Source organism: Pseudomonas sp. Y39-6, from assembly GCF_023651955.1.
GTDB lineage: Bacteria > Pseudomonadota > Gammaproteobacteria > Pseudomonadales > Pseudomonadaceae > Aquipseudomonas > Aquipseudomonas veronii.
In genome coordinates this window covers 6,468,766-6,483,984 of record NZ_CP069594.1, presented here as the reverse complement: position 1 = coordinate 6,483,984, position 15,219 = coordinate 6,468,766, and the positions used below count along the sequence as shown (strand labels likewise).

The 15,219-nt window shown below is 62.7% G+C and carries 15 protein-coding genes; 11 read left to right on the top strand and 4 right to left on the bottom strand.

From position 1 onward, the window contains the following. Positions 1-7 precede the first annotated feature (7 nt). The 5 genes from JN756_RS29620 (at position 8) to fdhA (ending at position 6,488) form a co-directional block, all read left to right on the top strand. On the top strand, positions 8-310 hold the full coding sequence (locus tag JN756_RS29620; protein WP_017847877.1) for a sarcosine oxidase subunit delta: 303 nt from the start codon (positions 8-10) through the stop codon (positions 308-310). Continuing rightward, positions 307-3,324, top strand: a complete 3,018-nt coding sequence (locus tag JN756_RS29615; RefSeq protein ID WP_046381816.1) for a sarcosine oxidase subunit alpha — start codon at positions 307-309, stop codon at positions 3,322-3,324. Before JN756_RS29620 ends, JN756_RS29615 begins: the two co-directional genes overlap by 4 nt. 110 nt (positions 3,325-3,434) lie before the next feature. Then, positions 3,435-4,067: a sarcosine oxidase subunit gamma gene (locus tag JN756_RS29610; protein ID WP_046381817.1), complete on the top strand. Its 633-nt coding sequence runs from the start codon at positions 3,435-3,437 to the stop codon at positions 4,065-4,067. Positions 4,068-4,244: 177 nt separating this feature from the next. After that, positions 4,245-5,102: a formyltetrahydrofolate deformylase gene (gene purU, locus JN756_RS29605; RefSeq protein ID WP_017847874.1), complete on the top strand. Its 858-nt coding sequence runs from the start codon at positions 4,245-4,247 to the stop codon at positions 5,100-5,102. Between the two features lie 186 nt (positions 5,103-5,288). Continuing rightward, positions 5,289-6,488 (top strand): formaldehyde dehydrogenase, glutathione-independent, encoded by a 1,200-nt coding sequence (fdhA, locus tag JN756_RS29600; protein ID WP_201021611.1) that lies wholly within the window; start codon positions 5,289-5,291, stop codon positions 6,486-6,488. 274 nt (positions 6,489-6,762) lie between these two features. Here fdhA and JN756_RS29595 read toward each other — a convergent pair whose 3' ends face one another. Further along, positions 6,763-7,221: an anti-sigma factor gene (locus tag JN756_RS29595; RefSeq protein ID WP_057003918.1), complete on the bottom strand. Its 459-nt coding sequence runs from the start codon at positions 7,219-7,221 to the stop codon at positions 6,763-6,765. Between the two features lie 136 nt (positions 7,222-7,357). On the opposite strand from JN756_RS29595, the gene JN756_RS29590 reads away from it, so the two are divergent. Continuing rightward, entirely contained in the window at positions 7,358-7,930 is a 573-nt protein-coding gene (locus JN756_RS29590; protein WP_201021610.1) for a DUF2780 domain-containing protein, read from the top strand. 66 nt (positions 7,931-7,996) lie between these two features. Here the strand turns inward: JN756_RS29590 and JN756_RS29585 are convergent, their stop codons facing one another. Continuing rightward, complete coding sequence (locus tag JN756_RS29585; protein WP_128192633.1) at positions 7,997-8,473, bottom strand: hypothetical protein; 477 nt, start codon at positions 8,471-8,473, stop codon at positions 7,997-7,999. A 303-nt stretch (positions 8,474-8,776) separates the two neighbouring features. Between JN756_RS29585 and JN756_RS29580 the strand changes: the two genes are divergently transcribed. Continuing rightward, positions 8,777-8,980: a hypothetical protein gene (locus JN756_RS29580; protein WP_017847868.1), complete on the top strand. Its 204-nt coding sequence runs from the start codon at positions 8,777-8,779 to the stop codon at positions 8,978-8,980. Between the two features lie 3 nt (positions 8,981-8,983). Here the strand turns inward: JN756_RS29580 and yihG are convergent, their stop codons facing one another. After that, entirely contained in the window at positions 8,984-9,889 is a 906-nt protein-coding gene (gene yihG, locus JN756_RS29575) for a 1-acylglycerol-3-phosphate O-acyltransferase, YihG family (protein WP_201021609.1), read from the bottom strand. A gap of 172 nt (positions 9,890-10,061) precedes the next feature. Here yihG and rloA2 point away from each other — a divergent pair, with 172 nt between their 5' ends. The 4 genes from rloA2 to creD are packed head-to-tail and all read left to right on the top strand — an operon-like array spanning position 10,062 to position 14,104. After that, entirely contained in the window at positions 10,062-10,562 is a 501-nt protein-coding gene (gene rloA2 / locus JN756_RS29570; RefSeq protein ID WP_046381822.1) for a retropepsin-like aspartic peptidase RloA2, read from the top strand. A gap of 9 nt (positions 10,563-10,571) precedes the next feature. Next, positions 10,572-11,240, top strand: a complete 669-nt coding sequence (gene creB, locus JN756_RS29565; protein ID WP_057003915.1) for a two-component system response regulator CreB — start codon at positions 10,572-10,574, stop codon at positions 11,238-11,240. Then, a complete protein-coding gene (creC, locus tag JN756_RS29560) occupies positions 11,240-12,679 on the top strand; it encodes a two-component system sensor histidine kinase CreC (RefSeq protein WP_046381824.1) in 1,440 nt (479 codons plus the stop codon). The genes creB and creC overlap by 1 nt, the downstream gene beginning before the upstream one ends. A 51-nt stretch (positions 12,680-12,730) precedes the next feature. Continuing rightward, entirely contained in the window at positions 12,731-14,104 is a 1,374-nt protein-coding gene (creD, locus tag JN756_RS29555) for a cell envelope integrity protein CreD (protein ID WP_201021608.1), read from the top strand. Between the two features lie 84 nt (positions 14,105-14,188). On the opposite strand, the gene JN756_RS29550 is transcribed toward creD, so the two are convergent. Beyond that, positions 14,189-14,818: a glutathione S-transferase gene (locus JN756_RS29550; protein ID WP_017847862.1), complete on the bottom strand. Its 630-nt coding sequence runs from the start codon at positions 14,816-14,818 to the stop codon at positions 14,189-14,191. Positions 14,819-15,219 lie beyond the last annotated feature (401 nt).

The window sequence follows — 15,219 nt, the reverse complement described above, 5'->3', positions numbered from 1 at the left end:
ATTCCCTATGTTGCATATCTTCTGTCCTCACTGTGGCGAACTGCGCTCCGAAGAGGAATTCCATGCCTCCGGCCAAGCGCACATCCCACGCCCGCTGGACCCCAACGCCTGCACCGATGAAGAGTGGGGCGACTACATGTTCTTCCGCGACAACCCCCGGGGCCTGCACCACGAGCTGTGGATTCACGCCGCCGGTTGCCGTCAGTACTTCAACGCGACCCGCGACACGCTGACCTACGAAATTCTTGAAACCTACAAAATCGGCACCAAGCCGCAATTCACCGCCAAGGCTGCTGGAGCGAAGGTATGAGCCAGATCAATCGCCTGTCCAACGGTGGCCGGATCGACCGTAACAAAGTCCTGACCTTCAGCTTCAACGGCCAGACCTACAAAGGCTTCGAAGGCGACACCCTGGCCGCCGCGCTGCTGGCCAACGGTGTCGACATCATCGGCCGCAGCTTCAAGTACTCGCGCCCACGCGGCATCTTTGCTGCCGGTGCCGAAGAGCCGAACGCGGTGCTGCAGATCGGCGCCACCGAAGCCACCCAGATTCCCAACGTGCGCGCCACGCAACAGGCGTTGTACCAGGGCCTCGTCGCCACCAGCACCAACGGCTGGCCGAGCGTGAACAACGACGTGATGGGTATTCTCGGCAAAGTCGGCGGCAAGCTGATGCCACCGGGTTTCTACTACAAAACCTTCATGTACCCGCAGTCGTTCTGGATGACCTACGAGAAGTACATCCGCAAGGCTGCAGGTTTAGGCCGCTCGCCGACCGAGAACGACCCGGACACCTACGACAACTTCAACCGGCATTGCGACGTGCTCGTGGTCGGTGCCGGCCCGGCCGGTCTGGCCGCTGCACTGGCCGCTGCGCGCAGCGGCGCCCGCGTGATCATCGCCGATGAGCAGGAAGAGTTCGGCGGCTCGTTGCTCGATTCGCGCGAAAGCCTCGACGGCAAGCCGGCCACCGAGTGGGTCGCCAGCGTCATCGCCGAACTCAAAGCCCTGCCGGATGTGGTGCTGCTGCCCCGCGCCACCGTCAACGGGTACCACGACCATAACTTCCTGACCATTCACGAGCGTCTCACCGATCACCTCGGCGACCGTGCGCCGATCGGCCAGGTGCGCCAGCGTATCCACCGTGTGCGTGCCAAGCGCGTGGTGCTGGCGACCGGTGCGTGCGAGCGTCCGCTGGTGTACGGCAACAACGACGTGCCGGGCAATATGCTCGCCGGTGCAGTCTCGACTTACGTGCGCCGTTACGGCGTGGCGCCGGGCAAGAAACTGGTGCTGTCGACCAACAACGACCACGCCTACCGCGTCGCTCTGGACTGGTTGGAAGCCGGCCTGAAAGTGGTGGCCGTGGCCGATGCCCGCCATAACCCACGCGGCGCGCTGGTGGAAGAAGCCCGCGCCAAAGGCATTCGTATCCTCACCGGCAGCGCCGTGATCGAAGCCCGTGGCAGCAAGCATGTGAGCGGCGCCCGTGTTGCCGCCATCGATGTCAAAGCGCATACCGTCACCAGCCCCGGCGAGTGGCTGGACTGCGACCTGGTGGCCAGCTCCGGCGGCTACAGCCCGGTGGTCCACCTGGCCTCGCACCTGGGCGGCAAGCCGACCTGGCGCGAAGACATCCTCGGTTTTGTACCGGGTGAAGCACCGCAAAAGCGCGTGTGCGTTGGCGGTATCAACGGCGTCTACGGCCTGGGCGATTCCCTGGCGGACGGTTTTGAAGGGGGCGTGCGCGCCGCCAGCGAAGCCGGTTTTAGCCCGGTGGAAGGCACGCTGCCCAAAGCCTTGAACCGCTTGGAAGAGCCGACGCTGGCGCTGTTCCAGGTGCCTCACGAGAAAGCCACTGCACGGGCGCCCAAGCAATTCGTCGACCTGCAGAACGACGTCACCGCGGCCGCCATCGAACTGGCGACCCGCGAAGGTTTCGAGTCGGTGGAACACGTCAAGCGCTATACCGCGCTGGGCTTCGGCACCGACCAGGGCAAGCTGGGTAACGTCAACGGCCTGGCCATTGCGGCGCGTTCGCTGAACGTGACCATCCCGCAGATGGGCACCACCATGTTCCGCCCCAACTACACGCCGGTGACCTTCGGCGCGGTTGCGGGGCGGCACTGTGGGCACATCTTCGAGCCCGTTCGCTACACCGCGCTGCACGCCTGGCATGTGAAGAATGGCGCCGAGTTTGAAGACGTCGGCCAGTGGAAACGCCCGTGGTACTTCCCGCGCAACGGTGAAGACCTGCACGCGGCGGTCAAGCGCGAATGCCTGGCGGTGCGCGACAGCGTCGGCCTGCTGGATGCGTCGACCCTCGGCAAGATCGACATCCAGGGCCCGGATGCCCGCGAGTTCCTCAACCGCATCTACAGCAACGCCTGGACCAAGCTCGACGTGGGCAAGGCGCGCTACGGCCTGATGTGCAAAGAAGACGGCATGGTCTTCGACGACGGCGTGACCGCTTGCCTGGCCGACAACCACTTCCTGATGACCACCACCACCGGCGGCGCGGCCCGTGTGCTGCAATGGCTGGAAATCTACCAACAGACCGAATGGCCGGACCTCAAGGTCTACTTCACCTCGGTCACCGACCACTGGGCGACCATGACCCTGTCGGGCCCCAACAGCCGCAAGCTGCTGGCCGAAGTCACCGACATCGACCTGGACAAGGACGGCTTCCCGTTCATGACCTGGAAAGAAGGCCTGGTCGGCGGCGTACCGGCGCGGGTGTTCCGCATCTCGTTCACCGGCGAGCTGTCGTATGAAGTCAACGTGCAGGCCGACTACGCCATGGGCGTACTGGAGCAAATCGTCGAGGCCGGCAAAAAGTACAACCTGACCCCGTATGGCACCGAAACCATGCACGTCCTGCGGGCCGAGAAGGGCTTCATCATCGTCGGCCAAGACACCGACGGCTCGATGACCCCGGACGACCTGAACATGGGCTGGTGCGTCGGCCGTACCAAGCCGTTCTCGTGGATCGGCTGGCGCGGGATGAACCGCGAAGACTGCGTGCGCGAAGATCGCAAGCAATTGGTCGGCCTCAAGCCGATCGATCCAGCGGTGTGGCTGCCGGAAGGCGCGCAACTGGTGTTCGACGCCAAGCAGACGATCCCGATGAAGATGGTCGGCCACGTCACCTCCAGCTACGCGCATAACTCCCTCGGTTATTCGTTTGCGCTGGCGGTGGTCAAGGGCGGCTTGAAGCGCATCGGCGAGCGGGTGTTTTCGCCGCAAGCGGATGGCAGCGTGATCGAGGCGGAGATTGTGTCCTCGGTGTTCTTTGATCCGAAAGGCGATCGCCAGAACATCTGATAGACCGAGGCGCGGCCATCGGGAGACAGGGGAATGCATTCCAAATGTGGGAGGGGGCTTGCCCCCGATGACGCCAGTAGCCACACAACAGAATTCAGCAAAGGTGCTCTATGACAGCAGCCAACGTATACCAACAACGCCCCACCACCGGGGCCAAGGCCGAGTCGTCGCTGCACCATGCCGACCTCGCCAGCCTGATCGGCAAGGGCCGCAAGAATGCCGGCGTGACCGTGCGTGAAAAGAAACTGCTCGGCCACCTGACTATTCGCGGCGACGGCCATGACGCCGCCTTCGCCGCTGGCGTCCACAAGGCCCTGGGCATCGAACTGCCCGGCGCGCTGACGGTGATTGTCAACGGCGACACCAGCCTGCAATGGCTCGGCCCGGACGAGTGGCTGCTGGTGGTGCCGAGCGGTGAAGAATTCGCCGCCGAACAAAACCTGCGTGCCGCCCTGGGCGATCTGCATATCCAGATCGTCAATGTCAGCGGCGGCCAACAGATCCTCGAACTGCGCGGCCCGAACGTGCGCGACGTGCTGATGAAGTCCACCAGCTACGACGTACACCCCAACAACTTCCCGGTGGGCAAGGCAGTGGGCACGGTGTTCGCCAAGTCGCAACTGGTGATCCGCCATACCGCCGAAGACACCTGGGAGCTGGTGATTCGTCGCAGCTTCTCGGATTACTGGTGGTTGTGGTTGCAGGATGCCTCGGCCGAATTCGGCCTGAGCGTTCAAGCCTGATATGACCCCCACCCCCCTCACCCGCCACCCTGTAGGAGCGAGCTTGCTCGCGAAAACCTCAAGGGCACTGCGGTCATCCAGGATGCCCGCGTTATCGTTGACGATTTTCGCGAGCAAGCTCGCTCCTACAGGGGTAGGGGTGGGTGAGGCCGGGCTTTGCTTGAGGAGTGACCTGTCATGAGCCGCGCACCCGATACATGGATTTTGACCGCCGACTGCCCCAGCGTGCTCGGCACGGTGGACGCGGTCACCCGCTACCTGTTCGAGCAGGGTTGCTACGTCACCGAGCACCACTCGTTCGATGACCGGCTGTCAGGGCGCTTTTTTATCCGCGTGGAGTTTCGTCAGCCGGAGGGTTTCGATGAGCAAGCGTTCCGCGATGGCCTGGCCGCGCGCGGGGAAGCCTTTGGCATGGTCTTCGAACTGACGGCGCCGAACTATCGGCCCAAAGTGGTGATCATGGTGTCCAAGGCCGATCACTGCCTGAACGACTTGCTGTACCGCCAGCGTATCGGCCAACTGTCGATGGACGTGGTCGCGGTGGTGTCCAACCACCCCGATCTGAAACCGTTGGCCGACTGGCACCAGATTCCCTACTACCACTTCGCCCTCGACCCCAACGACAAACCGTCCCAGGAGCGTCAGGTGTGGCAAGTGATTGAAGACACCGGCGCGGAACTGGTGATCCTTGCGCGCTACATGCAAGTGCTGTCGCCGGAGCTGTGCCGCAAGCTGGATGGCAAGGCCATCAATATCCACCACTCGTTGTTGCCGGGGTTCAAGGGCGCCAAGCCGTATCACCAGGCGTACAACAAGGGCGTGAAGCTGGTCGGCGCGACGGCGCATTACATCAACAACGACCTGGATGAAGGCCCGATCATCGCCCAGGGTGTGGAGGTGGTGGATCACAGCCACTACCCTGAGGATCTGATTGCCAAGGGGCGCGATATCGAAGGGCTGACCCTGGCCCGGGCGGTGGGGTATCACATTGAACGGCGGGTGTTTTTGAATGCCAATAGAACGGTGGTGCTCTGACTGACGCCATCGGGGGCAAGCCCCCTCCCACAGTTGAATGTGTTCACAAATCAAAATGTGGGAGGGGGCTTGCCCCCGATGAGGCCCTAACAAACAACACAAGAAACAGCATCTGTACCCGAGCACTCAACGCGCTGCCCACCCACGGGCAACGCGCTTTCATAAAAACAACAGCGAGGTGAAAGCATGTCTGGTAATCGTGGTGTCGTGTATCTCGGCAACGGCAAGGTCGAAGTACAGAGAATCGACTATCCCAAAATGCAGGACCCCCGTGGCAGGAAGATTGAGCACGGCGTCATCCTGCGCGTGGTCTCCACCAACATCTGCGGCTCCGACCAACACATGGTGCGCGGCCGCACCACTGCCCAGACCGGCCTGGTGCTCGGTCACGAGATCACCGGTGAAGTGATCGAGAAGGGCAGCGACGTCGAGAACCTGAAAATCGGCGACCTGGTGTCCGTGCCCTTCAACGTTGCCTGCGGCCGCTGCCGCTCCTGCAAAGAGCAACACACCGGCGTGTGCCTCACCGTCAACCCGGCCCGTGCCGGTGGCGCCTACGGCTATGTCGACATGGGCGACTGGACCGGCGGCCAGGCCGAATACGTGCTGGTGCCTTACGCCGACTTCAACCTGTTGAAACTGCCGGACCGCGACAAGGCCATGGAGAAAATCCGCGACCTGACCTGCCTCTCCGACATCCTGCCCACCGGCTACCACGGCGCCGTCACCGCCGGCGTTGGCCCTGGCAGCACCGTCTACATCGCCGGTGCCGGCCCGGTCGGCCTGGCCGCTGCCGCCTCCGCACGCCTGCTGGGCGCGGCGGTGGTGATCATCGGCGACGTCAACTCCATCCGCCTGGCTCACGCCAAGGCGCAAGGGTTTGAAGTGGTCGACCTGTCCACCGACACGCCGCTGCACGAACAGATCGCTGCCTTGCTCGGTGAGCCGGAAGTGGACTGCGCCGTCGACTGCGTGGGCTTCGAAGCACGCGGCCACGGGCATGACGGCGTCAAGCACGAAGCCCCGGCCACGGTGCTCAACTCACTGATGGGCGTGGTGCGCGTGGCGGGCAAGATCGGTATCCCCGGCCTGTACGTCACCGAAGACCCTGGCGCCGTCGACGCCGCCGCGAAGATGGGCAGCCTGAGCATCCGTTTTGGTCTGGGCTGGGCCAAATCCCACAGCTTCCACACCGGGCAAACGCCGGTGATGAAGTACAACCGCCAGTTGATGCAGGCGATCATGTGGGACCGCATTCACATTGCCGACATCGTCGGGGTCGAAGTCATCAGCCTGGATGACGCGCCGCGTGGGTATGGCGAGTTTGATGCGGGCGTGCCGAAGAAGTTTGTGATTGATCCGCATAAGTTGTTCAGCGCGGCGTAAACGCTAGAGCAAAAAACAAGGGCGCCTCGACGGGCGCCCTTATCAATTAGAGTGGGGCCGAGAGTCGAAGGTTAGCGGTCGATTTTATAGTTTCTGGCTTGCCCTCTTCATTTTCCGTCTGTACTTCAAGTGTTTTTCCACCATAGTTGCAGAATAGCTTTCCGTTAGCCTCCTGAACCCTGACCACGTTTTGCCATTGCCATTGGCGGTGTACGAACGGGGTTGATTGGATGCCGGAGCAGCAGGGCACTGCGAAATCCGCGGTGCCCGTGGCTTAGCGAATCGCCAGCGCGCCTTGATACACCGTCGGCCCGGTCGGCTGCTTGCTCACCGATCCACCCTTGGTTTCCGAGCTCACCATCAAGCCCACCGGTTTGCTGATGGATTCCTGCTGGCGTGGATTCAAGCCGATGATGCCTTTGCCATCTTCCGGCAACAGGCCGAGGGATACCGGCGTGCCGTCCTCGGGGATGGCCCACAGCTCCAGGCTCTGATCTGGGGCAGGGGCCGTGGAGGCAATCGGCTGCACTTCCAGGTAGTCCTTGTGGGCCATGATCTGCGCTGCCGGCTGCTGGGTGGTGGTCACCAGGGTGGCGGCGGATTTGACGCTGTCCTGGGTGTAGAGCGCGCCGCCGATACCGGCGGCCACTACAGCGCAGGCGCCGATGAACAGGCGCGGGCGGCTCCAGAATGAAGGCTTGTGATCAATCACTTGGGGGTGGATCGTCGTCATAAGTCTCTTCCTGACAAATTTTGTAGTCAGTTCATGGACCGGCTTATCGCAGTTGGGTTCCGGAGCGGGTTTGGAACAAGTGACGAAAAGGCCAGTCAAACGCCTGCTTTCACCCCTACATCCAGAGGTTGTTTCGATGAAGATTTCACGCGGTTTCGCCCTTTCCTGCCTGATGACCCTGGCAGCCGGCCCGGTATTCGCCGCCGGGTTCAGCCTTGGCGATGCGGCCAATGCGATTTCCGGTATGCAGGGCGGCAACAACAAAGCCGCTGCCGTTGCGCCGTCGTCCGAAACGGCCGGTTTGCTGAGTGCCCTGACCTCACAATTGAATGTCACCCCCGAGCAAGCCGTCGGCGGCACCGGCGCCATGCTGGGCCTGGCCAGGAACCAACTGAGCAGCAGCGACTATTCGCAACTGGGGAAAAGCGTGCCGGGTATCGACCAACTGTCGGGCAGCAATGCGTTGGGCAGCCTCGGCGCCTTGAGCGGGATGCTCGGCCAGAGCGGTGGCAGCAAGACCAGCGGCCTCGACGGCCTGCTGGGTAACGTGAAGAACACCAACGACCTGAACACCGCGTTCAGCGCGCTGGGCATGGACAGCGGCATGATCGGCCAATTCGCCCCGGTGATCCTGCAATACCTGGGCGGCCAGGGTGCCAACAGTTCGCTGCTGGGCAAACTGGGCCAGGCTTGGGGCACCGGCAGCTAAGGCCGTGGTCCTTCAAAGCGGGTTCGCCCCCGCTTTGAAGTGGCCGGCAGGTTGCGGGGAACAGCGTTACGGTTGGTACTCAAAAGTACATTGGGAGGCGTCGATCGATACAGCGCCGCCTTGATTCCCGCAGCTGGTTTTGTTCCATGCTGTACCGGTCGCGGCCTTCGGGTTGTTAAACCGCAGGCCCAATTGAACATAGGGTTTGGAAACGTTGTTCACCGGCTCTGCGTTTTCTCTTTGTGTTGTACCGCCATAACTGCAGAGTATTTTCCCGTGGATCATTTCGGCACTGACTAACATCAGGTTGTATTTAGGTTCGAGGTAGGTCTCGCTTGTGGCCGTGGACTGGCCCTCCCACATCTGGCCACCGGGCCCGGGGGCTTCGTATTTGAAGCCTTGGTTGAAGTCCGGAGGAAGGTCCGGGTCGGTATACGGCGTAGCTTTTATTGAACTGACTGCGGGGCACGTGGCCATTTCTGCATGGGCAATGTTCGCTACTGTCAGTAACGCCATGCCGGCGAAGAGGACTTTGATGGTCATGATCAGGGCACTCGACTGAGATGGAGTCCTTAGCCTAATCAGCCGCCCAAGGCGGGCGGAACTGTTAACTCTGACAGTTTTTTATGCGTTTTCAGACGAGGCCCTATCGCGGGTTCGCAGCAGGGCAAGCGGGTCCAGGCGTGGGGCGCGGGTAGCCAAGGATTGAGTCAGCCCCTCGTTTGGCAATGCTGCGCAACAACTCTCGAGGAACTGTGTGGGATGTTTCACCACCTACGGGGGCTGCTCCAGGAAAACCAACCCTCCTGGGGTGGATTCTTCAATCCGGTCAGGTAGGAGTCTTCCATGAACATCGTCAACACCTACAACGCTCTCGCTAGCGCTTCGTATCACGCCGCGACCCACAAGCCCGCTGCCGCAGAGCAAGGAAAAGCGCCCCACGACGCCAGCCAGGAGCAGGCTGATACCGTGAGCAGTCACGACACCATCGAGATAGCGCACGGGTGGCGTACCGGTGACGATTCGGCCACGTGGCCTAAGCGTCCGTAACGGTTACTTTGCCCATAAGGCCCCAGCGGTTTCGCCTCGCAGTTCCTGAATCCGCTGATCTTTCTCCATCCAGAGCCGGTTCACCCAGTTCTGTACGACCTGGCGAAACGCCGGGTCGTTTTCGTAGTCGCCCTGCCACAGCGCCGGGTCCAGCTCACGGGTGCGGATATCGATGATCACCTTCGGTACCGCCCCGCTGATCAGATCCCAGAACCCCGGCGTCTTCGCTTGCGGATAGACCACGGTCACGTCGAGCACGGCATCCAGTTGTTCGCCCAGTGCCGCCAACACAAACGCCACGCCGCCGGCCTTGGGCTTGAGCAGGTGGGCAAACGGTGAGCCTTGCTGGGCACGCTTGGCCTCGCTGAACCGGGTGCCTTCCAGGTAGTTGACCACCGTCACCGGCTGGCGCTTGAACAGCTCGCAGGCCTGGCGGGTGATCTTCAAGTCCTGGCCCGCCAGTTCCGGGTGCTTGGCCAGGAACGCCTTGGTGTAGCGCTTCATGAACGGATAATCCAGCGCCCACCAGGCCAGGCCGAGGAAGGGTACCCAGACCAGTTCTTTCTTCAGGAAGAACTTGAAGAACGGCGTGCGGCGGTTGAGGGCCTGGATCAGCGCGGGGATATCGACCCAGGATTGGTGGTTACTGATCACCAGGTACGAGGTGTCGCCGCGCAGGTCGTCTGCGCCGCGGATGTCCCATTGGGTCGGGATGCACAGCGCGAAGATCAGTTTGTCGATTTCGGCCCAGGTCTCGGCGATCCACATCACGGCCCATGACGCGTAATCGCGATAGCGACCGGGGGCCACCAGCTTGAGCAGGGCAAACACCGTCAGCGGCCCGATCAGGACCAGGGTGTTGAGCAGGAGCAGCAGCGAGACGAAACAGCCGGTGAGCAGGCGGCGCATAAGTAACTCTTGGAGTCCTGTGGGCGGGACATAATAAGAGAGCGGCGTCTAGAGGCCAAATCGCAAATCGCCCGACGAATGTTTCACAATATGCCGGGTATGGTTGCAGAACTAACTAAGTGCGGCCTTTGCGGTCTAGAATTCGCCTACTTCTTTCCGAGGAAATCACTTCGTGAAACTGCTCCTTGCCTCGCTCGCCCTGGCGGCCTTGCCCGTCATGGCCGCCGAACCGACCGTTTACGGTCGCTACGAATACATCCAACTGCCGGAGATCGGCGAAACCTTCAAGGCCAAGATGGACACCGGCGCGCTGACCGCCTCGCTGTCGGCCCGTGACATCGAGACCTTCACCCGTGACGGCGACGATTGGGTGCGCTTCCGCGTCGGCGGCAAGGACGCCGGCAACAAAGTCTACGAACACAAGGTGGCGCGCATCAGCAAGATCAAGAGCCGCGCCGACGAAGACGAGGACAAGGAAGAAGCCACCGTGGCCACGCGCCCGGTGATTGACCTGGAAATGTGCCTGGGCAACGTCAAGCGCACCGTCGAGGTCAACCTCACCGACCGCAGCAGCTTCAACTACCCGCTGCTGATCGGCGCCAAGGCCCTGCGTGAATTCGGCGCCGCGGTGAACCCGGCGCGTCGCTACACCGCCGACAAGCCGGACTGCTGACGGACCGCCATGCCGCACATCCTGATTGTCGAAGACGAAGCGGCGATAGCCGACACACTGGTTTTCGCCCTGCAAGGCGAGGGCTTTACCACCACCTGGCTGAGCCTCGGCCAGGAAGCGCTGGCCCATCAGCGCCAGACCCCGGCCGACCTGATCATCCTCGACATCGGCCTGCCCGACATCAGCGGCTTTGAAACCTGCAAGCAACTGCGACGTTTCAGCGAAGTGCCGGTGATGTTTCTCAGTGCCCGCGATAGCGAGATCGACCGCGTGGTCGGGCTGGAGATCGGTGCCGACGATTATGTGGTCAAGCCGTTCAGCCCACGGGAAGTGGCGGCGCGGGTCAGGGCGATCCTCAAGCGCGTCGGCCCTGGCGTCGCTCCGGCGTTGTTCCAGGTCGACCTGGAGCGCATGCAGATCACCTACCGTGGCCTGGCACTGAGCCTGACCCGCCATGAGTTCCGCTTGCTGCAAAGCCTGCTGGAACAACCCGAGCGTGTGTTCAGCCGCGAACAACTGCTGGACGCGGTCGGCGTGCCGGCCGATGCCGGCTATGAGCGCAATATCGACAGCCATATCAAAAGCCTGCGCAGCAAATTACGCAGCGTGGCGGCGCAGGCCGAACCGATCCAGACCCATCGCGGCCTCGGCTACAGCTACAGCCCGAGCCACAGCTGATGCGCCTGGGGCTGCGGTTTTTCCTGGTCTACGCGCTGTTTATCGGCTTCACCGGTTACTTCGTGCTAAACACCGTGATGAAGGAAATCCGCCCCGGCGTGCGCCAGTCCACCGAAGAAACCCTGGTGGACACCGCCAACCTGCTGGCGGAAATCCTGCGCAACGACGTCAAGAACGGCACCCTCGCCCAAAGCCACTGGCCGGAGCTGCTCAAGGCCTACGGCACCCGTCAGCCGGGCGCGACCATCTGGGGCCTGCCGAAAAACCAGGTCAACCACCGCATCTACGTGACCGACGCCAACGGCATGGTGTTGCTCGACTCCAGCGGCGAAGCCGTGGGCCAGGACTACTCCAAATGGAACGACGTGTACCTGACCCTGCGCGGCGAGTACGGCGCGCGCTCCACCCGCAGCGCGCCGGATGATCCGGCCTCGTCGGTGATGCACGTGGGCGCGCCGATTCGCGACAACGGGCAGATCATCGGTGTGGTCACGGTGGCCAAGCCGAACAGTTCGCTGCAGCCTTATGTCGATCGCACCGAGCACCGGTTGCTGTGGTACGGCGCCGGCTTGGTGATCCTCGGCCTGCTGCTCGGCGCGCTGTTGTCGTGGTGGTTGAGCGTGGCACTGCGCCGGCTTACCGCGTATGCCGAGGCGGTCAGCGAGGGGCGGCGCGCCGAATTGCCGCATTACCGTGGCGGCGAGCTGAAGCAGTTGTCCACCGCCGTGGAGCACATGCGGACACAGCTGGAGGGCAAGGCTTATGTGGAGCATTACGTCCACACCCTGACCCACGAATTGAAGAGCCCGCTGGCGGCGATTCGCGGCGCGGCCGAGCTGTTGCAGGGCGACATGAGCCGCGAGCAGCAACAGCGCTTTGTCGGCAACATCGACAGCGAAAGTACCCGCCTGCAGCAGTTGATCGAGCGCTTGCTGAACCTGGCCCAGGTCGAGCAACGCCAGGGCCTGGAGGCGCAAGCCAGCCTGCCGCTGGCCGCGCTGGTGGACGATGTGCTCAAGGCCCAATGCGCGCGCATCGAAGGTGCCGGCTTGCGCATCGAACAAACGATCGGCGCTGAGGTGAAGGTCTTCGGCGAACCGTTCCTGCTGCGCCAGGCCCTGGGCAACCTGCTCGACAACGCCCTGGACTTCACGCCGGCGGGCGGGGTGTTGCGGTTCAGCGCACAGACCCGGCACAACGCTGTGCAGGTCAGCCTGTTCAACCAGGCCGCGCCGATTCCCGACTACGCCTTGCCGCGCCTGAGCGAGCGTTTCTACTCGCTGCCGCGTCCGGCCAGCGGGCGCAAAAGCACCGGCCTGGGCCTCAACTTTGTCGAGGAAGTGATGAAGCTGCATGGCGGCACGTTGCAGATCGGCAACGTACACGGTGGCGTGCAAGTGGTGCTGCATCTCCACACAGTCTCCACACTGCCCACATAAATTTCCCACATGCGCGGCTCACGCTTTCCCCATCAAAACAGGGAGAGCCCCATGAACCGCAGCCTGCTTTTCAAACTTGGCGCGATTGCGCTATTGATCCTGCTATTGCTGATTCCATTGCTGATGATCAACGGCCTCATCGCCGACCGCCAATACACTCGCGACAGTGTCCTGATGGATATCGCCCGTAGCTCCAGCTACAGCCAGCGCCTCACCGGCCCGGTGATGGTGGTGCCGTACCGCAAGACTGTCCGCGAGTGGAAGCTCAATGAAAAACTCAACAAGCGCTACGAGGAAACCCGTGAAGTGCGCGGTCGTCTGTATTTCCTGCCGGAGCGTTTTGAGCTCGACGGGCGGGTGCAGACCGAACTGCGCGCGCGTGGCATCTACCAGGCCCGGCTGTTCCACGCCGACAACCGCATCAGCGGACGCTTCGTCTTGCCGGAGCAATGGGGCATCAAGGAAAATTTCGCCGATTACCGCTTTGAGCCGGCGTTTCTGGCGGTGGGTATCAGCGATATTCGCGGTATCGAAAACGCACTGAAGCTGGAGCTGGGCAGCCAGCGCCTGGAGTTTGCGCCAGGCACCCACGTCGAGTGGCTGGGCGAGGGGGTGCATGTGGCGCTGCCGGAGCAGGACAGCAAAACCCCGGCCGCGCTGGACTTCGCCTTCGACCTGCGCCTGCAAGGCACCGAGCAACTGCAAGTGGTGCCGGTGGGCAAGACCAGCCAGGTCACACTGGCCTCCAACTGGCCGCACCCGAGCTTCATCGGCAACTTCCTGCCGGCGCAACGGGAAGTCACCGACAAGGGCTTCAGCGCCAACTGGCAGACCTCATTCTTCTCCACCAACCTCGAAGAAGCCCTGCGCGGCTGCCTGGACGAACGCGGCTGTGACGACTTCAACAACCGCAGCTTCGGGGTGAACTTCATCGACCCGGTGGACCAGTACCTCAAGAGCGACCGCGCGATCAAATATGCGCTGCTGTTCATCGCCCTGACCTTTGCCGGTTTCTTCCTGTTCGAAGTGCTCAAGGGCTTGGCGGTGCATCCGATCCAGTACGCCCTGGTGGGGTTCGCCCTGGCGTTTTTCTACCTGTTGTTGCTGTCGTTGTCCGAGCACCTGGGCTTTGCCTTGGCGTACCTGATCTCGGCCAGTGCCTGTGTGTTGTTGATTGGTTTCTACGTGTGCCATGTGCTGCGCAGCGTCGCCCACGGCCTGGGGTTTTCGGCCGGGCTGGCGGCGTTGTATGGCTTGTTGTACGGGTTATTGAGTGCCGAGGACTACGCGCTGCTGATGGGCTCGCTGTTGCTGTTCGGCCTGCTGGGGACGGTGATGGTGCTGACACGCAAACTGGATTGGTACGGCGTGGGCAAACGCAAGGTGGCCGAGCCCTTGGCATTCGATCTGGAGGCGGTGCAATGATCGGGTTGCGTGAGGACCAGCGGGAGCGAGCGCAGTTGGTGGCGAGGATTGTGGCGTTGTTTCCTGCGCCACCTATGCGCAGGGTCAAACCGGCGGCTGTGTCTCAAGCATCGAAGGGCGCTGGCTGACTTCGGCGTACCAGGCGGCGAGCTGGGGGTTGGCGTCGCGCCAGTGCAGGTCCGGGTGGCGGAAATCCAGGTAACCCAAGGCGCAGGCCACGCTGATCGCGGCGATATCGAAGTGGCTGGCCAGTTCGGCAATCGCATCCGCTTCCAGCTCCGCCAGGGTGCGCCGGATCTTGTTGCGCTGTTCGTCGAGCCACGGCGCCCAGTGTTTTTCCGGCGGGCGCAGGGCGCTCTCGTAACGCACCAGCACGGCGGCATCCATGATGGCGTCGGCCATCGAGGCCAGGGTCAGGCGACGCCAGCGGGCCGAGCCGTCACGCGGGATCAGCGGGTTGCCGACGTGCTGGTGGTCGAGGTAATCGAGGATCACCCGGCTGTCGTGCAACACCGTGCCATCGGCCAGGCGCAGGGCCGGGATCTTGCCCACCGGGTTTTCGTTGACCAGTTGCACATCCGGGTTGACCGGTGTCGGCATGCAAAGCTGCAGGGCCACACGGTTCTGCTGGCCGGTTTCGGCCAGCAGCACGCGGACTTTGCGCACGAACGGCGAAGCGGGGTTGTGGAACAAGGTCATGCTGGGAGCGGACATGGGCATTCCTCTGGATGGGATGGGCAGTCGCTAGCCTAGTGGGTTGCGCGGTGGCTGGCGAGGGGGATTCCTGTGGTTCTTGAGGGCCTCATCGGGGGCAAGCCCCCTCCCACAGGGGAATGCATTCCAATGTGGGAGGGGGCTTGCCCCCGATGGCGTCCTCAGCCACGCCGCCTGAACAACGCCCAAGTCCCAACGACCGCAGGAATACCCAACCCGACCCAACTCAGCGCATCCCACAGCCCATCCCCCTGGATGGGATGGGCAGTCGCTAGCCTAGTGGGTTGCGCCGTGGCTGGCGAGGGGGATTCCTGTGGTTCTTGAGGGCCTCATCGGGGGCAAGCCCCCTCCCACAGGGGAATGCATTCCAAATGTGGGAGGGGGCTTGCCCCCGATAGCGT

Coding starts and splice junctions, on each gene's coding strand:
- creB (WP_057003915.1), top strand. CDS start 10,572: ATGCCGCACATCCTGATTGTCGAAGACGAAGCGGCGATAGCCGACACA.
- JN756_RS29595 (WP_057003918.1), bottom strand. CDS start 7,221: ATGACGACGATCCACCCCCAAGTGATTGATCACAAGCCTTCATTCTGG.
- JN756_RS29590 (WP_201021610.1), top strand. CDS start 7,358: ATGAAGATTTCACGCGGTTTCGCCCTTTCCTGCCTGATGACCCTGGCA.
- JN756_RS29550 (WP_017847862.1), bottom strand. CDS start 14,818: ATGTCCGCTCCCAGCATGACCTTGTTCCACAACCCCGCTTCGCCGTTC.
- creD (WP_201021608.1), top strand. CDS start 12,731: ATGAACCGCAGCCTGCTTTTCAAACTTGGCGCGATTGCGCTATTGATC.
- JN756_RS29615 (WP_046381816.1), top strand. CDS start 307: ATGAGCCAGATCAATCGCCTGTCCAACGGTGGCCGGATCGACCGTAAC.
- JN756_RS29585 (WP_128192633.1), bottom strand. CDS start 8,473: ATGACCATCAAAGTCCTCTTCGCCGGCATGGCGTTACTGACAGTAGCG.
- creC (WP_046381824.1), top strand. CDS start 11,240: ATGCGCCTGGGGCTGCGGTTTTTCCTGGTCTACGCGCTGTTTATCGGC.
- JN756_RS29620 (WP_017847877.1), top strand. CDS start 8: ATGTTGCATATCTTCTGTCCTCACTGTGGCGAACTGCGCTCCGAAGAG.
- JN756_RS29580 (WP_017847868.1), top strand. CDS start 8,777: ATGAACATCGTCAACACCTACAACGCTCTCGCTAGCGCTTCGTATCAC.
- JN756_RS29610 (WP_046381817.1), top strand. CDS start 3,435: ATGACAGCAGCCAACGTATACCAACAACGCCCCACCACCGGGGCCAAG.
- yihG (WP_201021609.1), bottom strand. CDS start 9,889: ATGCGCCGCCTGCTCACCGGCTGTTTCGTCTCGCTGCTGCTCCTGCTC.
- purU (WP_017847874.1), top strand. CDS start 4,245: ATGAGCCGCGCACCCGATACATGGATTTTGACCGCCGACTGCCCCAGC.
- fdhA (WP_201021611.1), top strand. CDS start 5,289: ATGTCTGGTAATCGTGGTGTCGTGTATCTCGGCAACGGCAAGGTCGAA.